This window comes from Acinetobacter halobius (assembly GCF_044130335.1).
Classification (GTDB): Bacteria; Pseudomonadota; Gammaproteobacteria; order Pseudomonadales; family Moraxellaceae; genus Acinetobacter.
On the sequence record NZ_JBIQOD010000003.1, the window covers coordinates 34,652 to 51,697 of the forward strand.

Here is a 17,046-nt window from a genome sequence, read left to right on the forward strand (position 1 = left end):
ATAGAGTCCTCCTGTTAGTTCAATTCCTTTTGCGTGATTCCTCCGTGCTGTGTTTTAAGATAAATTCATTAAATCACGACAGCTTTAACGTTGCTGATTTGGATTCTGTTGGTTTTGGTTCGGTTGTTTTTGCTGGCCCTTATTTGGCTGCTGTTGCTGTTGTTGCTGATCTGGCTTTTGTTGCGGTTGATTGGGTTGCTGTTGACGCTGCTGCTGATTTTGTTGATTAGCCACGAGACTACTCCTTTGATCATCTGCCGTAACATTCGACAAAGACCACCATACAACACTGGCTCAAAAACCCAAGCTATAAGCTGTATCAAAGTACTTCAATGTAATGACAAATCTAATTTCCCTTTATAAATCAAACTATCAAATTGTCATGCTGTACTTTCACTCACCTAAAGCACGAATGCCTTAACCTAGTCTTACATTGCAAACATATTTCGACCGCTATATTCAACTTATAAAAGGCTTTGTTGCATAAACATTCAAAAGCTGAATTTTCCCCAATCCTTTCAAATTTAAGTGACAACTTGGGTGTGAGGTCTACCTAATTCCGTAAATCTATTCAGAACTGCCACACGCGCATGAATTTCATTGACCTGACTTTGAAAATGTCTTGCCGTCAGCTTATCTCCTAATAATTTGATGCAATGCATCTTGGTTTCCACCAAACTGCGACGGTGATAGCCCGACCATTTTTTCCATAGGGTTCTGCCTAAATGTTTAACCGTTTGAAGTAACTCATTTCGTTCTATTAAACTGATTTTAGAATCTTTCCAGCACTTCGTGTCGTACGCCCCATCGGTATAGACAGAATCTATTCGCTCATCTAGTGGGATTTGATCCAGTAAATCACCTAGTACTTATGAATCACTGACATTATTTGTCGTAAGCTGAACGGCACGTATTTGCAGTGTTTCAGCATCTATAGCAATATGCAGTTTACGCCATTGCCGACGGTATTCAGGCTGATGTTTCTTACGCTTCCATTCGCCTTCACCTAAAAATTTTAAACCCGTAGAGTCGACGAATAGGTGTAACCCATCACGACTTTTCTAATAGCTTATCGCAATATCAATATGCTTTTGTCGTCTACAGAGGGTGGAGTACGAATATCACTGATATTCGGGGCTGTCCAATTCAAGCCACTGAGTTTAATCAGGCTTTGAGCAAAGCCAGTGACCATACGTAAAGAAAGACGGAATAGAGATTTGATCATTAAACAGCATTGAATCGCTGTATAGGAATAAGTTTGATTTCGTCCGTGCTTGCCTTGTGGTTGTGCATACCATTGGGTCTTAGGATCAAACCAGATTGAAATATTCCCTCACTTGATTAAAGCTTGGTTATACGAGGACCAATTGGTTGTACCGTAGATTTTAGGTGCAGGCTTCTTCATCTGGAAATTATATTGCTGAAGAAGCCTTCAAGAATAGCTTTGTGCAACAAAGCCTTTATGGATTGACTCAACGACTCTACCCGTCTGTAAAAATCAACGTATCCAACGCCATAAATCATTAGTGAGAATTGCGTCTCGCAGCAAAAGCTCGATGGGTTGGTTTTATGGCTGTAAATTACATATTGCGATGAATCAATTTGGTGAAATCGCTTGTTCTGCTTTATCCAATGGACATATTGCTGACATCAAAATGGTTGAACATTTGGTTGAAGGTTTAGAAGCAAAGCTTTATGCAGATCGTGGCTATATCAGCCAAGATTTAAAAAGCAGGTTAAAGCATCAAGGTACTGATTTAATTACGTATCATCAAAAGAACATGCAGACTGTTCAACTCTGTGCATAAGATGAATATCACTTAAAACAACGTAATAAGATAGAAATGTTATTCAGCTTATTGAAAGGACGATACAATTTAGTGACGAGTAAAGCACGTAGTATTCGCGGATTTCTAAGTGGGATTTACGCATCGTTATGTGCCTATCAATTAACCCATCGAAATAAGCCAACAATTCAAATTATGGAATCAGTGGCTTAAACAGGATTCGGGTTAAAATAATATATTAAAGAACCCCTTATTTTAGGGGTTCTTTAATAGGCCAAGTCCCACTCAATCGTTCGACATCAATTGCGTGGCCATCTGCTTTTTCTGCCATGCTTTGATATTCTGCTGTGCAAGATTCGAGTAACTCACTGTTGGTAATGGTGTACTCAATGATGGTTTCTCGGAGAGCTGTGGACAGACGTTTGTTTGCTTCACCGAGTTGGATTAACCTCCAATTCATCACCGAAGAATTTGCACCATTCGTCATAGGCAAATCAGGTACCACCAAAACTTTCACGGCGGAGCAAGCCTCTACCCTTTATCAAAGTCTTGTGCACGTTGGGTATTCAGACGAAATACTAAATTCAATTTCAGTGAATTCAAGGGAGGCGGTATGATTGAGATTGATCATAGAATTCGAGCTAAAGAGTTTATGCAACTGTTAGCTATTGGAAAAGATAAGTTTTACAACATGATTAATGCAGGAGATATCCAGCAACCAGTTAGACTCTCTAATAAGGATGTGTTCTAGTATTCCTCCTACGTTAAGAATAAAGTTGAGGAGCATAAGCCTAAATCTGATATAGTAGCCCACAATTTAGTGGGCATTTTATTCCTAATTTTCACCCTACCTCATCCAAAACGGGTACTTAAACGGGTAATCAGGAAACCGCATCAGAATTAATTGATATATTTTAGTAGGTTATAATGAAAATCGTCATCTTGAATAAACCCTATGACGTCCTCTCCCAGTTCCGTAAAGATGAAGCACATATGACGATGTCTGACTTTGTCAGCGACTCGACTTTGCGCTTGGCTGGCCGTTTGGATATGGACTCTGAAGGCTTAGTATTTTTAACTGACCATGGTGGTTTAAACCAATACATTACCAACCCTGCCAATAAAAAATTTAAAACCTATTTGGTTCAGGTCGATGGTGATGTCACTGAAGAAGCCCTTGAGCAGTTGCGTAAAGGTGTGGAACTTAAAGATGGTATGACTTTACCTGCTGAAGCATCTAAAGTTGAACAACCTGAATGGTTATGGGAACGTGATCCTCCTGTACGTTTTCGTGCATCCGTGCCGACATCTTGGGTTGAAATTTCAATTTGTGAAGGCCGTAACCGCCAAGTACGTCGTATGACTGCTGCTATAGGTTTTCCTACTTTACGTTTAATCCGTACTAAAATTGGTGCAATTGATTTGGTTCAAATGGGTTTACAACCAGGCGAAACCAAAGAAATCGAGCCACTTTTATACCCTGACTTTCAAAACATTCCTGCTGAAGAACCTTACCGTTCACGCTCTTATGTAAAAAAACCGGGTGGTACAGGCGGTAAGCCTATGGTTCGTAAGAACAAAGATGGTTCTGTGAAAAAGTCAGGTACAAAGCGTATTTGGCAAATGGACGAAAGCGAGAAGCCAAAACGTAAAACCAATGGTACTACTCGCCCCAATACGAAAGCGCCACGTGGTCGCGGACGTAATGGTCGTTAAGATTTGATTGTTTTAAAGCCCACGAAAGTGGGCTTTTTATCATAAATATCTAAACAATAATCTTATCTCTTTATAATATTTACTCGCTCTGTTTCCCATGAATCTTCAATAAAATATACCTTAATTTCATAATGCTCTTTTATTTGAGAGTTGAATTTATTTGCACAAATAAGAGTAAACTCAATATTTAAAAAATCTAAATTTTTAGATAGTTTAACCAGATCAGGTTCAAGATAAATTACTACATTAATGACTTCATCTACAAAAATTCTTTCACTTATCAAAAATTTTTTATTGTTTACTTCTATCCTAATATCTAAAGCTTCCCCAATACCTTTATTAAATATTTTGAGGTTTAAACTACATAAATTATTGACTTCGTTTTCTTCCTCTGAGTATCCCACAGAGTATATTTCACACTCACATGAGCTAATCAATAAATTGGGATTGGAAGCATAATTGATTGCATCAAATTGTTTTTGCTGAATTTCTGCTAATTCAGTTTATTGCTTAACACTTTCTCGCATTTCCTCAATTTGCAAATTGAGCGCCTTTTCTTGTTGTTCCAAAGCTCTCGTGTTTTGATCTAACTGCTTACCTTGCTAGATATAACCTAAAATTAACCAAGGAAATGCAATAGGTGCAAAAACACCTGCAAGGAAATCACCTAATTCATTGAGTGATTCTGGTGATTTCAAACTTCCAAATATCCAAGTTAAGCCAATCCCACCCAACCAAATGACTGTAATTGCTATAACCCTATTCAAATTTTTCTTATTCATCTTTTTAGCCATTTGAAATATTTTTTAGTATAAAAAAAGCCGATGTTTTCACATCGGCTTTTTTTACTTCATCGGCAAATTTACCGATTTAGTTTTGACTTAGACCGCTTCAAGTACTGCATTCAAAGTCGTGCTTGGACGCATTACAGCATTTACTTTAGCTGTATCTACAGCATAGTAACCACCGATGTCCGCAGCTTGACCCTGAACTTGAGAAAGCTCAGCAACAATCTTATCTTCATTTTCAGCAAGCGCTTTTGCAAGAGGAGCGAACTTCGCTTTCAAGTCAGCATCTTCGTCTTGGGCTGCTAAAGCTTCAGCCCAGAACTTCGCTAAGTAGAAATGACTGCCACGGTTATCAATCTCACCAGTACGGCGTGATGGAGACTTATCATTATCCAGTAACTGGCCTGTCGCTTGGTCTAAAGTCTTCGCAAGAAGTTTTGCTTTCGCATTATCTTCTTTAATACCCATCTCTTCTAGAGATACAGCAAGTGCCAAGAATTCACCTAAAGAATCCCAACGTAAGTGGTTTTCTTCAACAAGCTGCTGTACGTGTTTAGGCGCTGAACCACCCGCACCAGTTTCGTACATACCACCGCCCGCCATAAGCGGAACGATAGACAACATCTTCGCAGATGTACCAAGCTCCATAATTGGGAACAAATCAGTGAGGTAGTCACGCAGAATGTTACCCGTTACAGAAATCGTATCTAGACCACGTGCAACACGTTCAAGTGTATAACGCATCGCGCGGACTTGAGACATAATTTCAATGTCTAAACCAGTTGTGTCATGATCTTTCAAATACGTTTGTACTTTCTTGATCAGTTCATTTTCGTGTGGACGGTATGGGTCAAGCCAGAAGATCGCAGGCATACCTGAGTTACGCGCACGTGTTACTGCTAGTTTCACCCAGTCACGGATTGGTGCATCTTTCACCTGACACATACGCCAGATGTCACCCTCTTCCACGTTCTGAGACATCAACACTTCGCCAGTTTCTAAGTCAGTGATGTTTGCAACACCTGCCTCAGAGATTTCAAAGGTCTTGTCGTGTGAACCGTATTCTTCCGCTTTTTGCGCCATCAAACCAACGTTCGGCACTGTACCCATAGTACGTGGGTCAAAGTTACCATTCCACTTACAGAAATTGATCATTTCTTGGTAGATACGTGCGAAAGTTGACTCAGGCATGACTGCTTTACAGTCATAAGGTTTGCCGTCAGCGCCCCACATTTTACCGCCACCACGGATCATTGCAGGCATAGAAGCATCTACAATTACATCGTTTGGTGAATGGAAGTTCGTGATGCCTTTCGCAGAATCAACCATTGCAAGTGCTGGACGGTGTTCTTGGCAAGCGTGTAAGTCTTCAATGATTTCTTCACGTAACGATGTCGGTAAAGTTGCGATCTTCTCGTAAAGACCCGCCATACCGTTGTTAACGTTAATACCTAGCTCATCAAATAATTTACCGTGTTTTTCAAAAGCATCTTTGTAGTAAATTTTCACACAGTGACCGAAAACGATCGGGTGTGAAACTTTCATCATGGTTGCTTTCACGTGCAAAGAGAACAAAATGCCTGCTTCTTTACAATCATCAAGTTCTTTTTCATAGAAATCGCAAAGCGCTTTCTTGCTCATAAACATTGAATCAATGATTTCGCCATCTTGAAGCGCAACTTTTGGCTTAAGAACGATGGTTTCACCAGACTTTGTCACGAGTTCCATTTTCACATTGCGGGCACGGTCTAAAGTCATTGATTTTTCACCATGGTAGAAGTCACCTTCATCCATGTGAGAAACGTGAGTTTGAGACCATTGCTTCCACTCGCTCATAGAGTGCGGGTGTTTTTTCGCATAGTTCTTAACAGCAGCAGGCGCACGACGGTCAGAGTTACCTTCACGTAATACTGGGTTCACTGCTGAACCAAGACATTTACCATAGCGTGCTTTAAGCGCTTTTTCGTCTTCAGTAGTAGGGTTTTCTGGGTAATCAGGAATCGCGTAGCCTTTTGATTGAAGCTCTTTGATACATGCTGTTAGCTGAGCAACAGAGGCACTAATATTTGGCAGTTTGATGATATTAGTATCAGGATCTTGTGTTAGACGACCAAGTTCTGCAAGATTGTCTGGAACTTTTTGTTCTTCTTTTAGGTATTCAGAAAATTCTGCGAGAACACGTGCGGCAACAGAGATATCAGTTTTAACGATCTCTACACCAGCAGGTTTAGTAAAGGTCTCAATGATCGGCAGTAGCGAGTAAGTCGCTAGCAATGGCGCCTCGTCGGTCAGTGTGTAAATGATGGTTGACTTTCCACCAGCCATATATAGCCCCTTGCGTTAGATTGAGTTTTTTAGGGTGATGAGCTTCTGGCTCAGCCCCTGCGAACCGATGTGCTTGAATAAAACCCTGAAAGTATCGGCTTTCATTGCTTTTCAGTCAACGTAATATCCTGTGATAACGACATTTCGAAAAAAAATGATGCTGAATATTTACTCTAATCCTTCCTGTTTTCCGCAAACGCTCTACAATCTTCTGGCAAATTGACAACAAGATCCCTAAAACAGTGCGAATTTAGAGAAAAATAGAATCACTTGCTTCATTATAGAGCTTAGACTCGCAAACTCGATGAAGAAAAAAGCCAAAAAATTTATTTCTTATTAAACCAATTTTACATTTTTAAACCTATGATTTTTATGAGTTTGGTTAAACTTAATACTTTTATGCAACATTAAGGATCAATTAGATGATGAAAATACTCCTTCCTCTCATTGGACTTGGTTTTTCTTCATTATGTTTTGCACAGAACCCATTAAGTGTACACGTACTGAATTTAGAAAATGGTTTACCATCAGCTAATGTCAAAGTAACGCTTGAAGCACAACAAAATGATAAATGGACTGAAATCAATTCAGCGGCAACGGATGATCAAGGGCGTATCAATGATTTATACCCTAAAGATACCAGTCTACAAAAAGGTGTCTATAAAGTTACTTTTAAAACAGGTGATTGGTTTCGTCAAAAAAATCAGCGCTCTTTTTTTCCAGAAGTACCTGTTGTCTTTGTGATTGATGGCTCATTGGATCATTATCATATTCCGTTATTGATCAGTCCGTACGGTTATTCAACTTATCGTGGTAGTTAACATTCACAAACGAACAAATATAAAAACCGATGCCTAGGCATCGGTTTTTACCTCAACAGAATGACAAATAAAGTGGGTTAAGCATTAAACCTTGAGCCACTTCTCTGCTTTCGCTTGATCTTCGACTTTCAATTCAACTTCGGTCAGTTCTGAACCAGCAGCTTTTACATCAAAGCTCAGCAACTCATCACGGCGGAATGCCAGAATGCTATAGGTATCGTCTTGCTTGGCGTATTTTTCTACCAATTTCACCGTTGCTTTGAGACCATCAATCGCAATGATCACATCATGGGCAGAAAGACCAGCTTGAGCAGCAGCGCCATCACGACGCGCACTTTGCACCAACACACCCTCTGGCTTATCTACAAGCTTTAAACCCAACGGTAATGACTTGTCATTTTTCAGGCTATAACTTAAACCAAACTCAGGGAAAAGTTGATCCAGTGGCAACTCATCTGTGGTGTTAATTAAGTGATTGATTTGCTCAATCCAGTTATCACCCGTCAGTTCATTACACAACTCAACAATTGTACGCTCATGTACTTGTATGCCCTTTTGCGCGTTTTCATAAAGTTTACGCATAAGCGCATCTAGACTTGAACCACGTAACCGTAAACCCAAGTCTAAGCATAGCGCTACCAAACAACCTTTGTTGTAATAGCTGGTGCCTGCATTGTTCGAGTTTTCATCCTGACGGTAAAATTTCACCCATGCATCAAAACTTGACTCAGACACAGACTGAACAAAACGACCCGGATTTTGTAAATAACGATCAATCTGAGTTTTGAGTAATTTGATATATGAGGCTTGGGAAATCACACCGCTACGCAGCAAAATCAGGTCATCATAATAAGACGTGAAACCTTCAAAAATCCAAAGCAAAGAGGTATAGCCTTCTTTGTTTAAATCATAATTGACAAAGTTTTCAGGACGAATGAATTTGACCAACCATGAGTGGAAGTATTCATGACTACATAAACCTAAGAAACGTTGATAGTCTTCAGATGGCTCTTCAGGCTCATTAACTTTGGGCAAGTCTTCACGTGGACTAATCAAACTGGTTGAATTTGGATGCTCCAAACCACCATAACTATTTGCTGTAGCCATCGTCATAAAGGTGTAGTTTGCAAATGGCGCTGAACCAAACATTGAGATTTCTGTTGCGCAGATTTTTTCAATGTCTTGCTGCATACGTGCAGCATTCATGGCATGTTTGCCTGACACTACAAACTCGTGTGGAATGCCATTGGCTTCAAAAGCAAAACGAGTCTGCTCTGCCAACTCAAATGGTGCATCAATTAGCTCAGCATAGTTTTTGGCTTTTAAGGTAAAACGACCTTTAACAAGGCTTTTTGAAGCCATACCTGTCGCTAATTGGAAGTGCTTCAGCTCATCAGGAAGGAATAGTTCAACTTCAACGGCTTTGTCCTCTTGACCCTCCAGACCTAAACATGCACATGCAGGATTGACATATAAACGGGTTTGATCTACATACGCACCGCGCACCGACAGATCATAGGCATAGACATCATATTCAACTGTAATCAATTCATGATCGGTATTAAAAAGACGCCATTTATTCTTTTCAAATTTTTGGATTTGTAATAACCGCCCTTCTTCATCATAAGCACGAACCGATTCAATATGCTTTGAAAACTCACGAATGAGGTAACTACCCGGAATCCAAGTCGGTAATGAAAGTACCTGCGTTGGGTCTGCTACAAAACGTAAAGTCACGTGTATAAGGTGCTGACGATAATCGTCAAATTCGATCTGATAATGCAACATAATGGGCGATACAAAATAAAATGAAATGAGTTATAACTTAGCTTAGCATTATTTAAGCCAGTTTTGCGTCACAGTCACATTTGTCTGCATTTTTGACTGGTCATTGGCGAAAAAAAGGCATAGCATTTGCAGCTGTTTTCGGTTTAAAAGTCACGGAATGGCTTAGTTAGGGAATTTCATTGAAAGCTGTCATCTACTTTATCGCTACACTCTTCGCCTTGTGTTCAAGTTTCACTCAAGCCGCATTACTCAACATTGTTCCTGAAACAGTTGAAGCTCAAGCTTGGACCGTTTTTGACAGCCAATCAGGGCAAGTCATTGCAGAGCATAATAGTCATGTTCAACGTGCACCCGCTTCGCTCACCAAAATGATGGTTGCCTACATTGCACTGAAAGAAATTAATGCAGGAAAACTAAACAAAAGCGAAATTCTTACCGCGACACCTGTGGTTAGTACGGTGATGTGGGATGAGTCGCAAATGTATTTAAAACAAGGTGAACAGATTTCAGTTGATCAGCTTTTAGCGGGTTTAGTGGTGATGTCGGCCAATGATGCAGCGGTGACTTTGGCAGAACGTATTTCTGGTGATATTCCTCACTTTGTGGCACGAATGAACCAAGAAGCCAAAGCACTGGGAATGACTGAAACACATTTTCAGAACCCAGCAGGTATTACCATGCCCGAACACTATTCGACTGCACATGACTTAGCGCTGTTAGGTCAAGCCTTAGTGAATGAAACACCCGACTATTTGTACTATTCAAAACAGCAAAGTTTTAGTTACAACCAACGCTTTCACCGTGCGACCAATCTTCTGTTAAAACAAGACCCAACAGTCGATGGCTTAAAAACGGGTTATACCAAAGCAGCGGGATATAACCTAGCCCTAACAGCGAACCGCCCAACAATGAACCCTGAAAACCCAAACCGTCGTTTGGTGGTGATTGTATTAGGAACGCAAAGTGCAGCAAAACGTGCAGAGGTTGCGCACAATCTCATGAATTTGTCTTATACCTATACACGCAACGAAGTTGCGCTGAAAGATAAACAAATCATTGCGGAACTTCCCGTTGTCAAATCAACTTTGAAAATTTTCAAAGTCGAAAGCAAACAACCGAAAATTGTGACCACATCATTGTACGATCAACCTTATGCAATTGATTTACATGCCTTTGATCAAACCAATCAACGTATTATGCTCAATACAGGCAATGGTACAATCCAACCGATCGCACCTTTAGAATCGACTAAAACACATTTTAATATAGAAGTTTTACAGAACAAACTAACCGCACCACTTGCAGAAGTAATGCAACTGGCTAAAGTTCAGGTTTATCAAAATAACCAGCTTATTCAAACTTTTACTATAGAAGATGACGTACATATTGAAGAAGCCAATATTTTCCAGAGACTCATGATCTGGTTCAAAAGCTTGTTTCCATTTTTATCGAGCGATGAACCTCAGGCCAAAACCTATACTCTAGGCTAGGTTTAAAACATATCTTGAGTTTTATACTTTATGTAACTTGTAAGACAATCTAATTATCATTAAATCAAGAAGATGGCATATTCAATGTCATCTTCTTTTTTTTAATAATAAAATAGGTTGCTTCATATGGCTGTACAAACAGAACAAGTGCCACACCATATTGTCATTATTGGTGGCGGTGCAGGTGGTCTAGAGTTAGCAACACAACTCGGAGACAGCTTAGGAAAATCCAAACAAGCAAAAATCACCCTTGTCGATCAAAACCTGACGCATATCTGGAAACCGTTATTACATGAAATTGCGGCAGGTACACTCAACCCTAGTGTTGAAGAAATCAATTACTTTGCCCATGCCTCTAAACATCATTATGAGTTTGTTTTGGGTCGTTTTGTCGGCTTAGACCAAGAACATAAACAAGTAAAACTTGAAGCACGCCAATATGCCAAACAAAGCAGTGAAACCACGCAGTTTGAACTCAACTACGACAGCTTAGTCCTTGCAGTTGGTTCGACCTCTAACGACTTTGCGACCGAAGGCGCTAAACATTACTGCCATTTCCTCGACAGTCGCCAACAAGCTGAAATTTTCCAGCAAGACCTTCTACATTTGTATTTAGATGCACAAAACCGTCCCGAAACACGCGCACTCAATATTGCTATTATTGGTGCAGGTGCCACAGGAGTTGAGCTTGCTGCCGAATTGGTCCATGCGAAAAGCACCTTTTTTAAATACGGTCTCAATAAAATTGACCCAAACAAAGTGAAAGTCACCTTGATTGAGGCAGCGGATCGTCTTCTTCCCGCCCTATCCACCAAAATGGCAAATCACACCCATGCGCAATTGGAAAAGCTTGGTGTTGAAGTCCTCACTCATCACCGTGTTGCAAAATTAGACAAAGACCATATTTATTTTGCCGATGGTCAACAAATTGATGCTGATTTAAAAGTTTGGGCGGCAGGTATTAAAGCACCTCAAGTTTTAAATAGCCTTGAAAGTTTCCAAAAAGACAAGATTGGTCGCTTAATCGTCTACGCGACATTGCAAACTCGTACTGATCCCAATATTTTTGCCTTTGGAGACTGTGCGCACTGCCAACCTGCTGCCGATGAGCCAGTCCTTGGCCCACGCGCTCAAGTGGCTAGTCAACAAGCTGCCTTTTTGGTTCGAGCGCTCAAAGCGCGCATTCATGGTCAGTCTTTGCCGATGTTTAAATTTTCTGACAAAGGTTCTTTGGTTTCCCTCAGCCAATATAAAGCAGTCGGCGAACTCCTTGGACAAGTCAATGTGCAAGGCGTGCTGGCAAAATCCATGTATGTTTCTTTATATCGACTCCATCAAGCGACCCTACATGGTTATACTCAAGCTGGATTAATGACCGCAAAGGATCTGATGAATAAAAAAGTCGGTCCAAAAATAAAATTGCATTGAAATCTAAAAATGTGTCCCCACTAATAAAAAAACGCCATAAGAACGTGGAAAATGCAGTTTTTTACTAAATTTAGTCTACAAAAGCTGCTTTTCACTTTATGATATACCCCTTAAATTCTAAATGAATGGACGAAAAACATGACTGCTATCGCAAATGATCACGTGGTTTCTTTCAACTACAAATTGACTAACGCAGAAGGCGAAACGCTAGACCAATCACAAGGTGAACCACTTGCATATTTGCACGGCGCAGGTAACATCATCCCAGGTTTAGAAAATGCATTGCTAGGCAAAACTGTAGGTGAAAAATTCACTGTTACTGTTCCTGCTGCTGAAGGTTATGGCGAATACAACCCTGAACTTGTTCAAGAAGTTCCAGCGCAAATGTTCCAAGGCGTTGACAACATCCAAGCGGGTATGCAGTTCCAAGCTCAAACTGATGATGGCGTTCAAATCGTAACTGTAAAAGCAGTTGAAGGCGAAAACGTAATTGTTGATGCGAACTTCCCACTTGCTGGTCAAGACTTAACTTTCGAAGTTGAAATCGTAGAAATCCGCGATGCAACTGAAGACGAATTACAGCACGGCCATGCGCACGGTGCTGGTGGTCACCATCACTAAGATTTAACACGCTTAGAAAAAAGGCGGAAGTTAAACTTCCGCCTTTTTTATTTTGAATACTTAGTCATTCGCGACGTATTTCAAAAGCGGTAAATGATTGCTGTTCTGAAGCCAGTTCTACGATGACTACATCCTTGACTACCGCATGAGTTGGCCCGACTTTAGCATGATTCACCAGTTCGGCAACCGTACCATCATCACCCAAAAGCAATGCTTCAACTGCACCTGAATCCAGATTGAGTACATAACCCTTTAAGCCTAAAGCAACAGCATGTTGTGCAAACCAACGTCGATATCCGACACCCTGAACTTTTCCCGATATAGTCAGTTTTACTGCTTTCATACCGTATGCTCTCGGTTCACGACCGTATAAATAGCCTGACTCATGTGCTGTGCTTGTAAACCACGCTCACCTTGCTGAGCCAAGAGGTCGCCTGCTTGGGCATGTAAAGTCACAATTTGATGTAACGCAATGTCATCTTGCAACTGTGCTTTTAAACTGGCAATCATGCCTGCCAATACATCCCCCATTCCACCTGTCCCCATCCCCGGATTACCTGCGGTACAAATCCAAAGTTGCGTATCTAAAATCAAGCTTCCTGAACCTTTCAGCACCCATTGCCCTGCATATTTTTCTTGTAAGGCATAAATAGCTGCAATGCGGTCAGATTCTACCGCCAAAGTAGTTATGCCCAGTAAAGTCGCCGCTTCTCCCGGATGCGGTGTTGCGTAGATCTGTTTACCAAGCTTTACTGGCTTTGAGGCCAAAAACCATAAGGCATCTGCATCTAGCACCACCTGTAAAGCACTGATCTGAATGAGTGGAAACCATGCCTCAAACTGCTGTTGAGCCCACGAGTCTCGTCCCAACCCCATACCAAAACTGACTGCATCCACATGTGCCAGCAACGCTTCACGCTCTTGGAGCGACATTTGGTTAATATCACGCAGCATAATATTCGGTGCACGGGCTAAAATTGCAGTATGGTGTTTTGCATCACACACCACCGTCACCTTACCTGCACCCGCATGAAAGGCAGCTTCTGCAGCCAGCATCACTGCACCGCCCATCTGTGCATGCCCTCCAATCACAAGTACATGCCCATAACTTCCTTTATGCCCAAAGGCTTGACGCCGTTCAAGCTGCACATGCTGTGGAGCAAGTGACGCTAAAGACTTTAATTCGCTGTCTACTGGAAGCAGTGAAACAAGCGTGACTTCCCCCGCAAAAGCCTTCCCCTGTCCAGTAAATAAACCTGCCTTTAAACCGAGAGCCGTAAAGGTATAATCAGCGACAATAGCACAAGGTAAAGCCTGCCCCGTGTTGGCTTGTAAACCACTCGGAAGGTCGATGGCAATTTTTAAACCTGATTGTCTATTGATTTGCTGAATCACTGCTTGCCAGTCTGAACTGAGTTCACGGTTTAAACCAATCCCAAACAAAGCATCAATATACGCATCATAAGCACGTTGAAAAGCAAAGCCTGTATGAATCACTATCCCCTGTTGCACAGCCGCTGCATGCGCTTGTTGCAGTGATGTAGATGCACCCAAAGCCGCTGCATAAATTTCAACATCATAACCTTGAGCAGCTAGATGAGATGCAATTAAGTAACCATCACCTGCATTGTTGCCTTGACCACAACACACCGCAACACTTTTGACTTGCTGCTGTTTAAGCCTAGGCAGCACCTGCTCAGTTGTTGACCATGCGACTTGTTGCATCAACCCATAAGCACTATTTTGCTGCGCAAACCAACGCCCTTCCCATGCTTGAATCTCACTGCTGTGGTACACTTGCTGATGCATGATTTTTCCTTTGTTCTTGGTTATGACAACACTCATATCTTCCTCAAAAATCCCTGTAGATCAATATGATCCAGAGCAAATTAAGGCTTGGATTAAATCTGAAGCGCTGGCTTTGGGGTTTTCTGATTGTGTCATCGCCAAACCAGATGCTCAAGTTGAATTGCCGCGTTTTAAAAAATATTTAGAGCTTGGTTATCATGGTGACATGCATTTTCTTGCTGAAAACTTAGAAAAACGTGCAGATCCAACCCTGCTTGTTCCAGGCACCAAAAGTATTATTTGTGTGCGTATGGATTATTTAGTTGCCGTGCCTGAACCCCGTCTTGTGCCTTTTGCACCAAATAGTGCCATTATTGCGCGCTATGCACGTGGACGTGACTATCACAAAGTCATGCGTGGACGTTTAAAGACCCTTTCGCAGAAAATCAAAGCCAAAGTGGGTGATTTTGAATCTCGCCCCTTCGCAGACTCAGCACCCATTTTTGAAAAATCATTGGCTGAAAATGCAGGTATGGGCTGGGTGGGTAAACACACCTTACTCATCCATAAAACATCAGGCTCATTTTTTGTCTTAGGCGAACTCTTTACCTCTTTAGAGTTACCTTTTGACCAAGCAACGACCAAACACTGTGGCTCATGTAGCGCATGTATTGATATTTGCCCGACTCAAGCGATTGTTGAACCTTATTTGCTAGATGCACGTAAATGCATTGCCTATTTAACCATTGAGTTCCAAGGCATTATCCCTGTAGAACTACGCCGTGGTATCGGCAACCGTGTGTTTGGTTGCGATGACTGCCAGCTCATTTGCCCGTGGAATAGCTTTGCCAAAACCACGCCGATTGATGATTTTAACCCGCGTCATGGCTTGGATGACATCCAACTGCTTGACCTTTGGCAATGGGATGAAAGTACCTTTATGGCAAATACCGAAGGGAGTCCTCTGCGGCGAACAGGCTATCAAAGCTTTATGCGTAATGTCGCGATTGGTTTGGGCAACGCACCATTTTCGGATGAAATTTTGCAACAATTACACACTTCTCGCTCAGAGCTTAACGATATTGTGCAAGTCCATATTGACTGGGCCATCCAAGAGCAACTGATGAAAAAGTCGTAAAACTTGCTTCGAACACACTCCATCCAAAAGGGTTTAATCAAACAGCCAGTTGCTTGCATAATTTTATCTATTTTATCCATTTAGCTGCATTTTCAACACATCCATAGATTCATAGAAATAGAATTTTGCAGCCAAATTTCGAGAAAAGTGCTCAACTTTGCAACTATTTCCATAATCTCATAAAAAGATAAAATTAGAAAAACAATCGGGAGATACTATTAAAACTGAGCAATAATGCCTTTTAAGTTGGCACGTTAAATGTATGATGTATACAAGTTAGAATTAAAAATGGATCGCCATTATGAACCTACGCAATGATTGGACGCGTGAAGAAATCGAAGCTTTGTATGATCAGCCTTTTCTTGATCTCGTCTTTCAAGCGCAGACCGTACATCGCCAACATTTCCAAGCCAATACCATTCAAGTAAGTACTTTATTGTCGATTAAAACAGGTAAATGCCCTGAAGATTGTAAATACTGCTCTCAGTCAGCACGTTATGACTCAAAACTTGAAGCAGAAAAACGCATTGCTGTAGACAAAGTCATCTCTGAGGCAAAAGAAGCGTTAGCATCAGGCTCATCTCGTTTTTGTATGGGCGCAGCTTGGCGTAATCCACATGAGCGCGACATGCCTTATGTACTAGAAATGGTTAAAGAAGTAAAAGCACTCGGTTTAGAGACTTGTATGACTTTAGGGATGCTGAATGAGTCTCAAGCTGGACGTTTAAAAGATGCTGGTTTAGATTATTACAACCATAACCTCGACACTTCACGCGAGTATTATTCACATATTATTAGTACACGTACCTTTGATGACCGTTTAAATACCTTAGAATATGTCCGCCAAGCAGGCATGAAAGTGTGTAGCGGTGGTATTGTTGGTCTAGGTGAAAAGAAAGAAGACCGTATTGGTTTATTACAAGAACTTGCAACAATGCCAATCCACCCAGAATCTGTACCTATCAACATGTTGGTTCCAATTGAAGGCACACCATTGGCAGATGTCGAAAAACTCGATGTGACGGAATGGATTCGTACTATTGCTGTTGCACGTATTATTATGCCGCACAGCTATATCCGCTTATCCGCAGGTCGTGAAGCACTGTCTGACTCAGACCAAGCGCTTGCGTTTATGGCGGGTGCAAACTCGTTGTTCTCGGGTGAGAAACTACTGACCACGCCAAATGCAGGCGAAGGTAAAGACCGTCAACTGTTCAGCAAACTAGGTTTAGTGGCTGAAAAGCCAAAACCGACAGTGGCAGACCTTAGCCTAGATGCCATGGCAAGCTAATTCCTAAGATTTGCTAAGCACAAAAAAGCCCCTTATTCAGTATGGGGCTTTTTAATCTCTATCTG

General features: G+C 41.3%; 15 protein-coding genes and 3 pseudogenes. 9 read left to right on the forward strand and 9 right to left on the reverse strand.

Annotated features, from left to right (window positions below; all coding sequences use genetic code 11):
- Window positions 1–84: 84 nt before the first annotated feature.
- Together ACE01U_RS03965 and ACE01U_RS03970 are read right to left on the reverse strand one after the other, a co-directional pair.
- Window positions 85–234 (reverse strand): hypothetical protein, encoded by a 150-nt coding sequence (locus ACE01U_RS03965; protein WP_395578764.1) that lies wholly within the window; start codon window positions 232–234, stop codon window positions 85–87.
- Window positions 235–524: 290 nt separating this feature from the next.
- Window positions 525–1,405: pseudogene (locus ACE01U_RS03970) on the reverse strand (IS5 family transposase).
- 43 nt (window positions 1,406–1,448) lie between these two features.
- On the opposite strand from ACE01U_RS03970, the pseudogene ACE01U_RS03975 reads away from it, so the two are divergent.
- Window positions 1,449–2,000 (forward strand): annotated as a pseudogene (locus ACE01U_RS03975) (IS982 family transposase); the annotation flags it as partial.
- Window positions 2,001–2,037: 37 nt separating this feature from the next.
- On the opposite strand, the gene ACE01U_RS03980 reads toward ACE01U_RS03975, so the two are convergent.
- A complete protein-coding gene (locus ACE01U_RS03980) occupies window positions 2,038–2,304 on the reverse strand; it encodes a hypothetical protein (protein ID WP_395578765.1) in 267 nt (88 codons plus the stop codon).
- Window positions 2,305–2,403: 99 nt separating this feature from the next.
- On the opposite strand from ACE01U_RS03980, the pseudogene ACE01U_RS03985 reads away from it, so the two are divergent.
- Window positions 2,404–2,601 (forward strand): annotated as a pseudogene (locus ACE01U_RS03985) (helix-turn-helix transcriptional regulator); the annotation flags it as partial.
- Window positions 2,602–2,714: 113 nt separating this feature from the next.
- Window positions 2,715–3,503 carry a pseudouridine synthase gene (locus tag ACE01U_RS03990; protein WP_395578766.1) on the forward strand — a complete coding sequence of 263 codons (789 nt, stop codon included), beginning with the start codon at window positions 2,715–2,717 and terminating at the stop codon, window positions 3,501–3,503.
- A gap of 62 nt (window positions 3,504–3,565) precedes the next feature.
- Here ACE01U_RS03990 and ACE01U_RS03995 read toward each other — a convergent pair whose 3' ends face one another.
- The 3 genes from ACE01U_RS03995 to ACE01U_RS04005 form a co-directional block, all read right to left on the reverse strand.
- Window positions 3,566–3,907, reverse strand: a complete 342-nt coding sequence (locus ACE01U_RS03995) for a hypothetical protein (RefSeq protein ID WP_395578767.1) — start codon at window positions 3,905–3,907, stop codon at window positions 3,566–3,568.
- A 198-nt stretch (window positions 3,908–4,105) separates the two neighbouring features.
- Window positions 4,106–4,285: a hypothetical protein gene (locus tag ACE01U_RS04000; RefSeq protein WP_395578768.1), complete on the reverse strand. Its 180-nt coding sequence runs from the start codon at window positions 4,283–4,285 to the stop codon at window positions 4,106–4,108.
- 99 nt (window positions 4,286–4,384) lie between these two features.
- On the reverse strand, window positions 4,385–6,616 hold the full coding sequence (locus ACE01U_RS04005; protein ID WP_151707536.1) for an NADP-dependent isocitrate dehydrogenase: 2,232 nt from the start codon (window positions 6,614–6,616) through the stop codon (window positions 4,385–4,387).
- A 422-nt stretch (window positions 6,617–7,038) separates the two neighbouring features.
- Here ACE01U_RS04005 and uraH point away from each other — a divergent pair, with 422 nt between their 5' ends.
- Complete coding sequence (uraH, locus tag ACE01U_RS04010) at window positions 7,039–7,437, forward strand: hydroxyisourate hydrolase (RefSeq protein WP_086210213.1); 399 nt, start codon at window positions 7,039–7,041, stop codon at window positions 7,435–7,437.
- Window positions 7,438–7,521: 84 nt separating this feature from the next.
- Here the strand turns inward: uraH and ACE01U_RS04015 are convergent, their stop codons facing one another.
- Window positions 7,522–9,225, reverse strand: coding sequence for a M61 family metallopeptidase (locus ACE01U_RS04015; RefSeq protein WP_395578769.1), 1,704 nt, complete (start codon window positions 9,223–9,225; stop codon window positions 7,522–7,524).
- A gap of 179 nt (window positions 9,226–9,404) precedes the next feature.
- Between ACE01U_RS04015 and ACE01U_RS04020 the strand changes: the two genes are divergently transcribed.
- From ACE01U_RS04020 to ACE01U_RS04030, 3 genes are all read left to right on the forward strand, one after another.
- The gene (locus tag ACE01U_RS04020) at window positions 9,405–10,715 is read left to right on the forward strand and encodes a D-alanyl-D-alanine carboxypeptidase PBP6B (protein ID WP_119063376.1); all 1,311 of its coding nucleotides are present in this window, start codon (window positions 9,405–9,407) and stop codon (window positions 10,713–10,715) included.
- 126 nt (window positions 10,716–10,841) lie between these two features.
- Window positions 10,842–12,143: an NAD(P)/FAD-dependent oxidoreductase gene (locus ACE01U_RS04025; RefSeq protein WP_086210216.1), complete on the forward strand. Its 1,302-nt coding sequence runs from the start codon at window positions 10,842–10,844 to the stop codon at window positions 12,141–12,143.
- 138 nt (window positions 12,144–12,281) lie between these two features.
- Window positions 12,282–12,764, forward strand: coding sequence for an FKBP-type peptidyl-prolyl cis-trans isomerase (locus ACE01U_RS04030; protein WP_058951812.1), 483 nt, complete (start codon window positions 12,282–12,284; stop codon window positions 12,762–12,764).
- Window positions 12,765–12,828: 64 nt separating this feature from the next.
- Here ACE01U_RS04030 and ACE01U_RS04035 read toward each other — a convergent pair whose 3' ends face one another.
- Both ACE01U_RS04035 and ACE01U_RS04040 read right to left on the reverse strand, forming a co-directional pair.
- Window positions 12,829–13,107 carry an acylphosphatase gene (locus ACE01U_RS04035; RefSeq protein ID WP_395578770.1) on the reverse strand — a complete coding sequence of 93 codons (279 nt, stop codon included), beginning with the start codon at window positions 13,105–13,107 and terminating at the stop codon, window positions 12,829–12,831.
- Window positions 13,104–14,573: an NAD(P)H-hydrate dehydratase gene (locus ACE01U_RS04040; protein WP_395578771.1), complete on the reverse strand. Its 1,470-nt coding sequence runs from the start codon at window positions 14,571–14,573 to the stop codon at window positions 13,104–13,106. Before ACE01U_RS04040 ends, ACE01U_RS04035 begins: the two co-directional genes overlap by 4 nt.
- A gap of 22 nt (window positions 14,574–14,595) precedes the next feature.
- Here ACE01U_RS04040 and queG point away from each other — a divergent pair, with 22 nt between their 5' ends.
- Both queG and bioB read left to right on the forward strand, forming a co-directional pair.
- Window positions 14,596–15,690: a tRNA epoxyqueuosine(34) reductase QueG gene (queG, locus tag ACE01U_RS04045; RefSeq protein WP_119063481.1), complete on the forward strand. Its 1,095-nt coding sequence runs from the start codon at window positions 14,596–14,598 to the stop codon at window positions 15,688–15,690.
- A gap of 301 nt (window positions 15,691–15,991) precedes the next feature.
- Entirely contained in the window at window positions 15,992–16,981 is a 990-nt protein-coding gene (gene bioB, locus ACE01U_RS04050) for a biotin synthase BioB (RefSeq protein ID WP_086210219.1), read from the forward strand.
- Window positions 16,982–17,046 lie beyond the last annotated feature (65 nt).

What these genes read in the sequence shown, in the direction of transcription:
- ACE01U_RS04030 (WP_058951812.1), top strand. Translation starts at nt 12,282, where the DNA reads ATGACTGCTATCGCAAATGATCACGTGGTTTCTTTCAACTACAAATTG.
- ACE01U_RS04000 (WP_395578768.1), bottom strand. Translation starts at nt 4,285, where the DNA reads ATGAATAAGAAAAATTTGAATAGGGTTATAGCAATTACAGTCATTTGG.
- ACE01U_RS04015 (WP_395578769.1), bottom strand. Translation starts at nt 9,225, where the DNA reads ATGTTGCATTATCAGATCGAATTTGACGATTATCGTCAGCACCTTATA.
- ACE01U_RS04025 (WP_086210216.1), top strand. Translation starts at nt 10,842, where the DNA reads ATGGCTGTACAAACAGAACAAGTGCCACACCATATTGTCATTATTGGT.
- ACE01U_RS04035 (WP_395578770.1), bottom strand. Translation starts at nt 13,107, where the DNA reads ATGAAAGCAGTAAAACTGACTATATCGGGAAAAGTTCAGGGTGTCGGA.
- ACE01U_RS04005 (WP_151707536.1), bottom strand. Translation starts at nt 6,616, where the DNA reads ATGGCTGGTGGAAAGTCAACCATCATTTACACACTGACCGACGAGGCG.
- uraH (WP_086210213.1), top strand. Translation starts at nt 7,039, where the DNA reads ATGATGAAAATACTCCTTCCTCTCATTGGACTTGGTTTTTCTTCATTA.
- queG (WP_119063481.1), top strand. Translation starts at nt 14,596, where the DNA reads ATGACAACACTCATATCTTCCTCAAAAATCCCTGTAGATCAATATGAT.
- ACE01U_RS03990 (WP_395578766.1), top strand. Translation starts at nt 2,715, where the DNA reads ATGAAAATCGTCATCTTGAATAAACCCTATGACGTCCTCTCCCAGTTC.
- bioB (WP_086210219.1), top strand. Translation starts at nt 15,992, where the DNA reads ATGAACCTACGCAATGATTGGACGCGTGAAGAAATCGAAGCTTTGTAT.
- ACE01U_RS04040 (WP_395578771.1), bottom strand. Translation starts at nt 14,573, where the DNA reads ATGCATCAGCAAGTGTACCACAGCAGTGAGATTCAAGCATGGGAAGGG.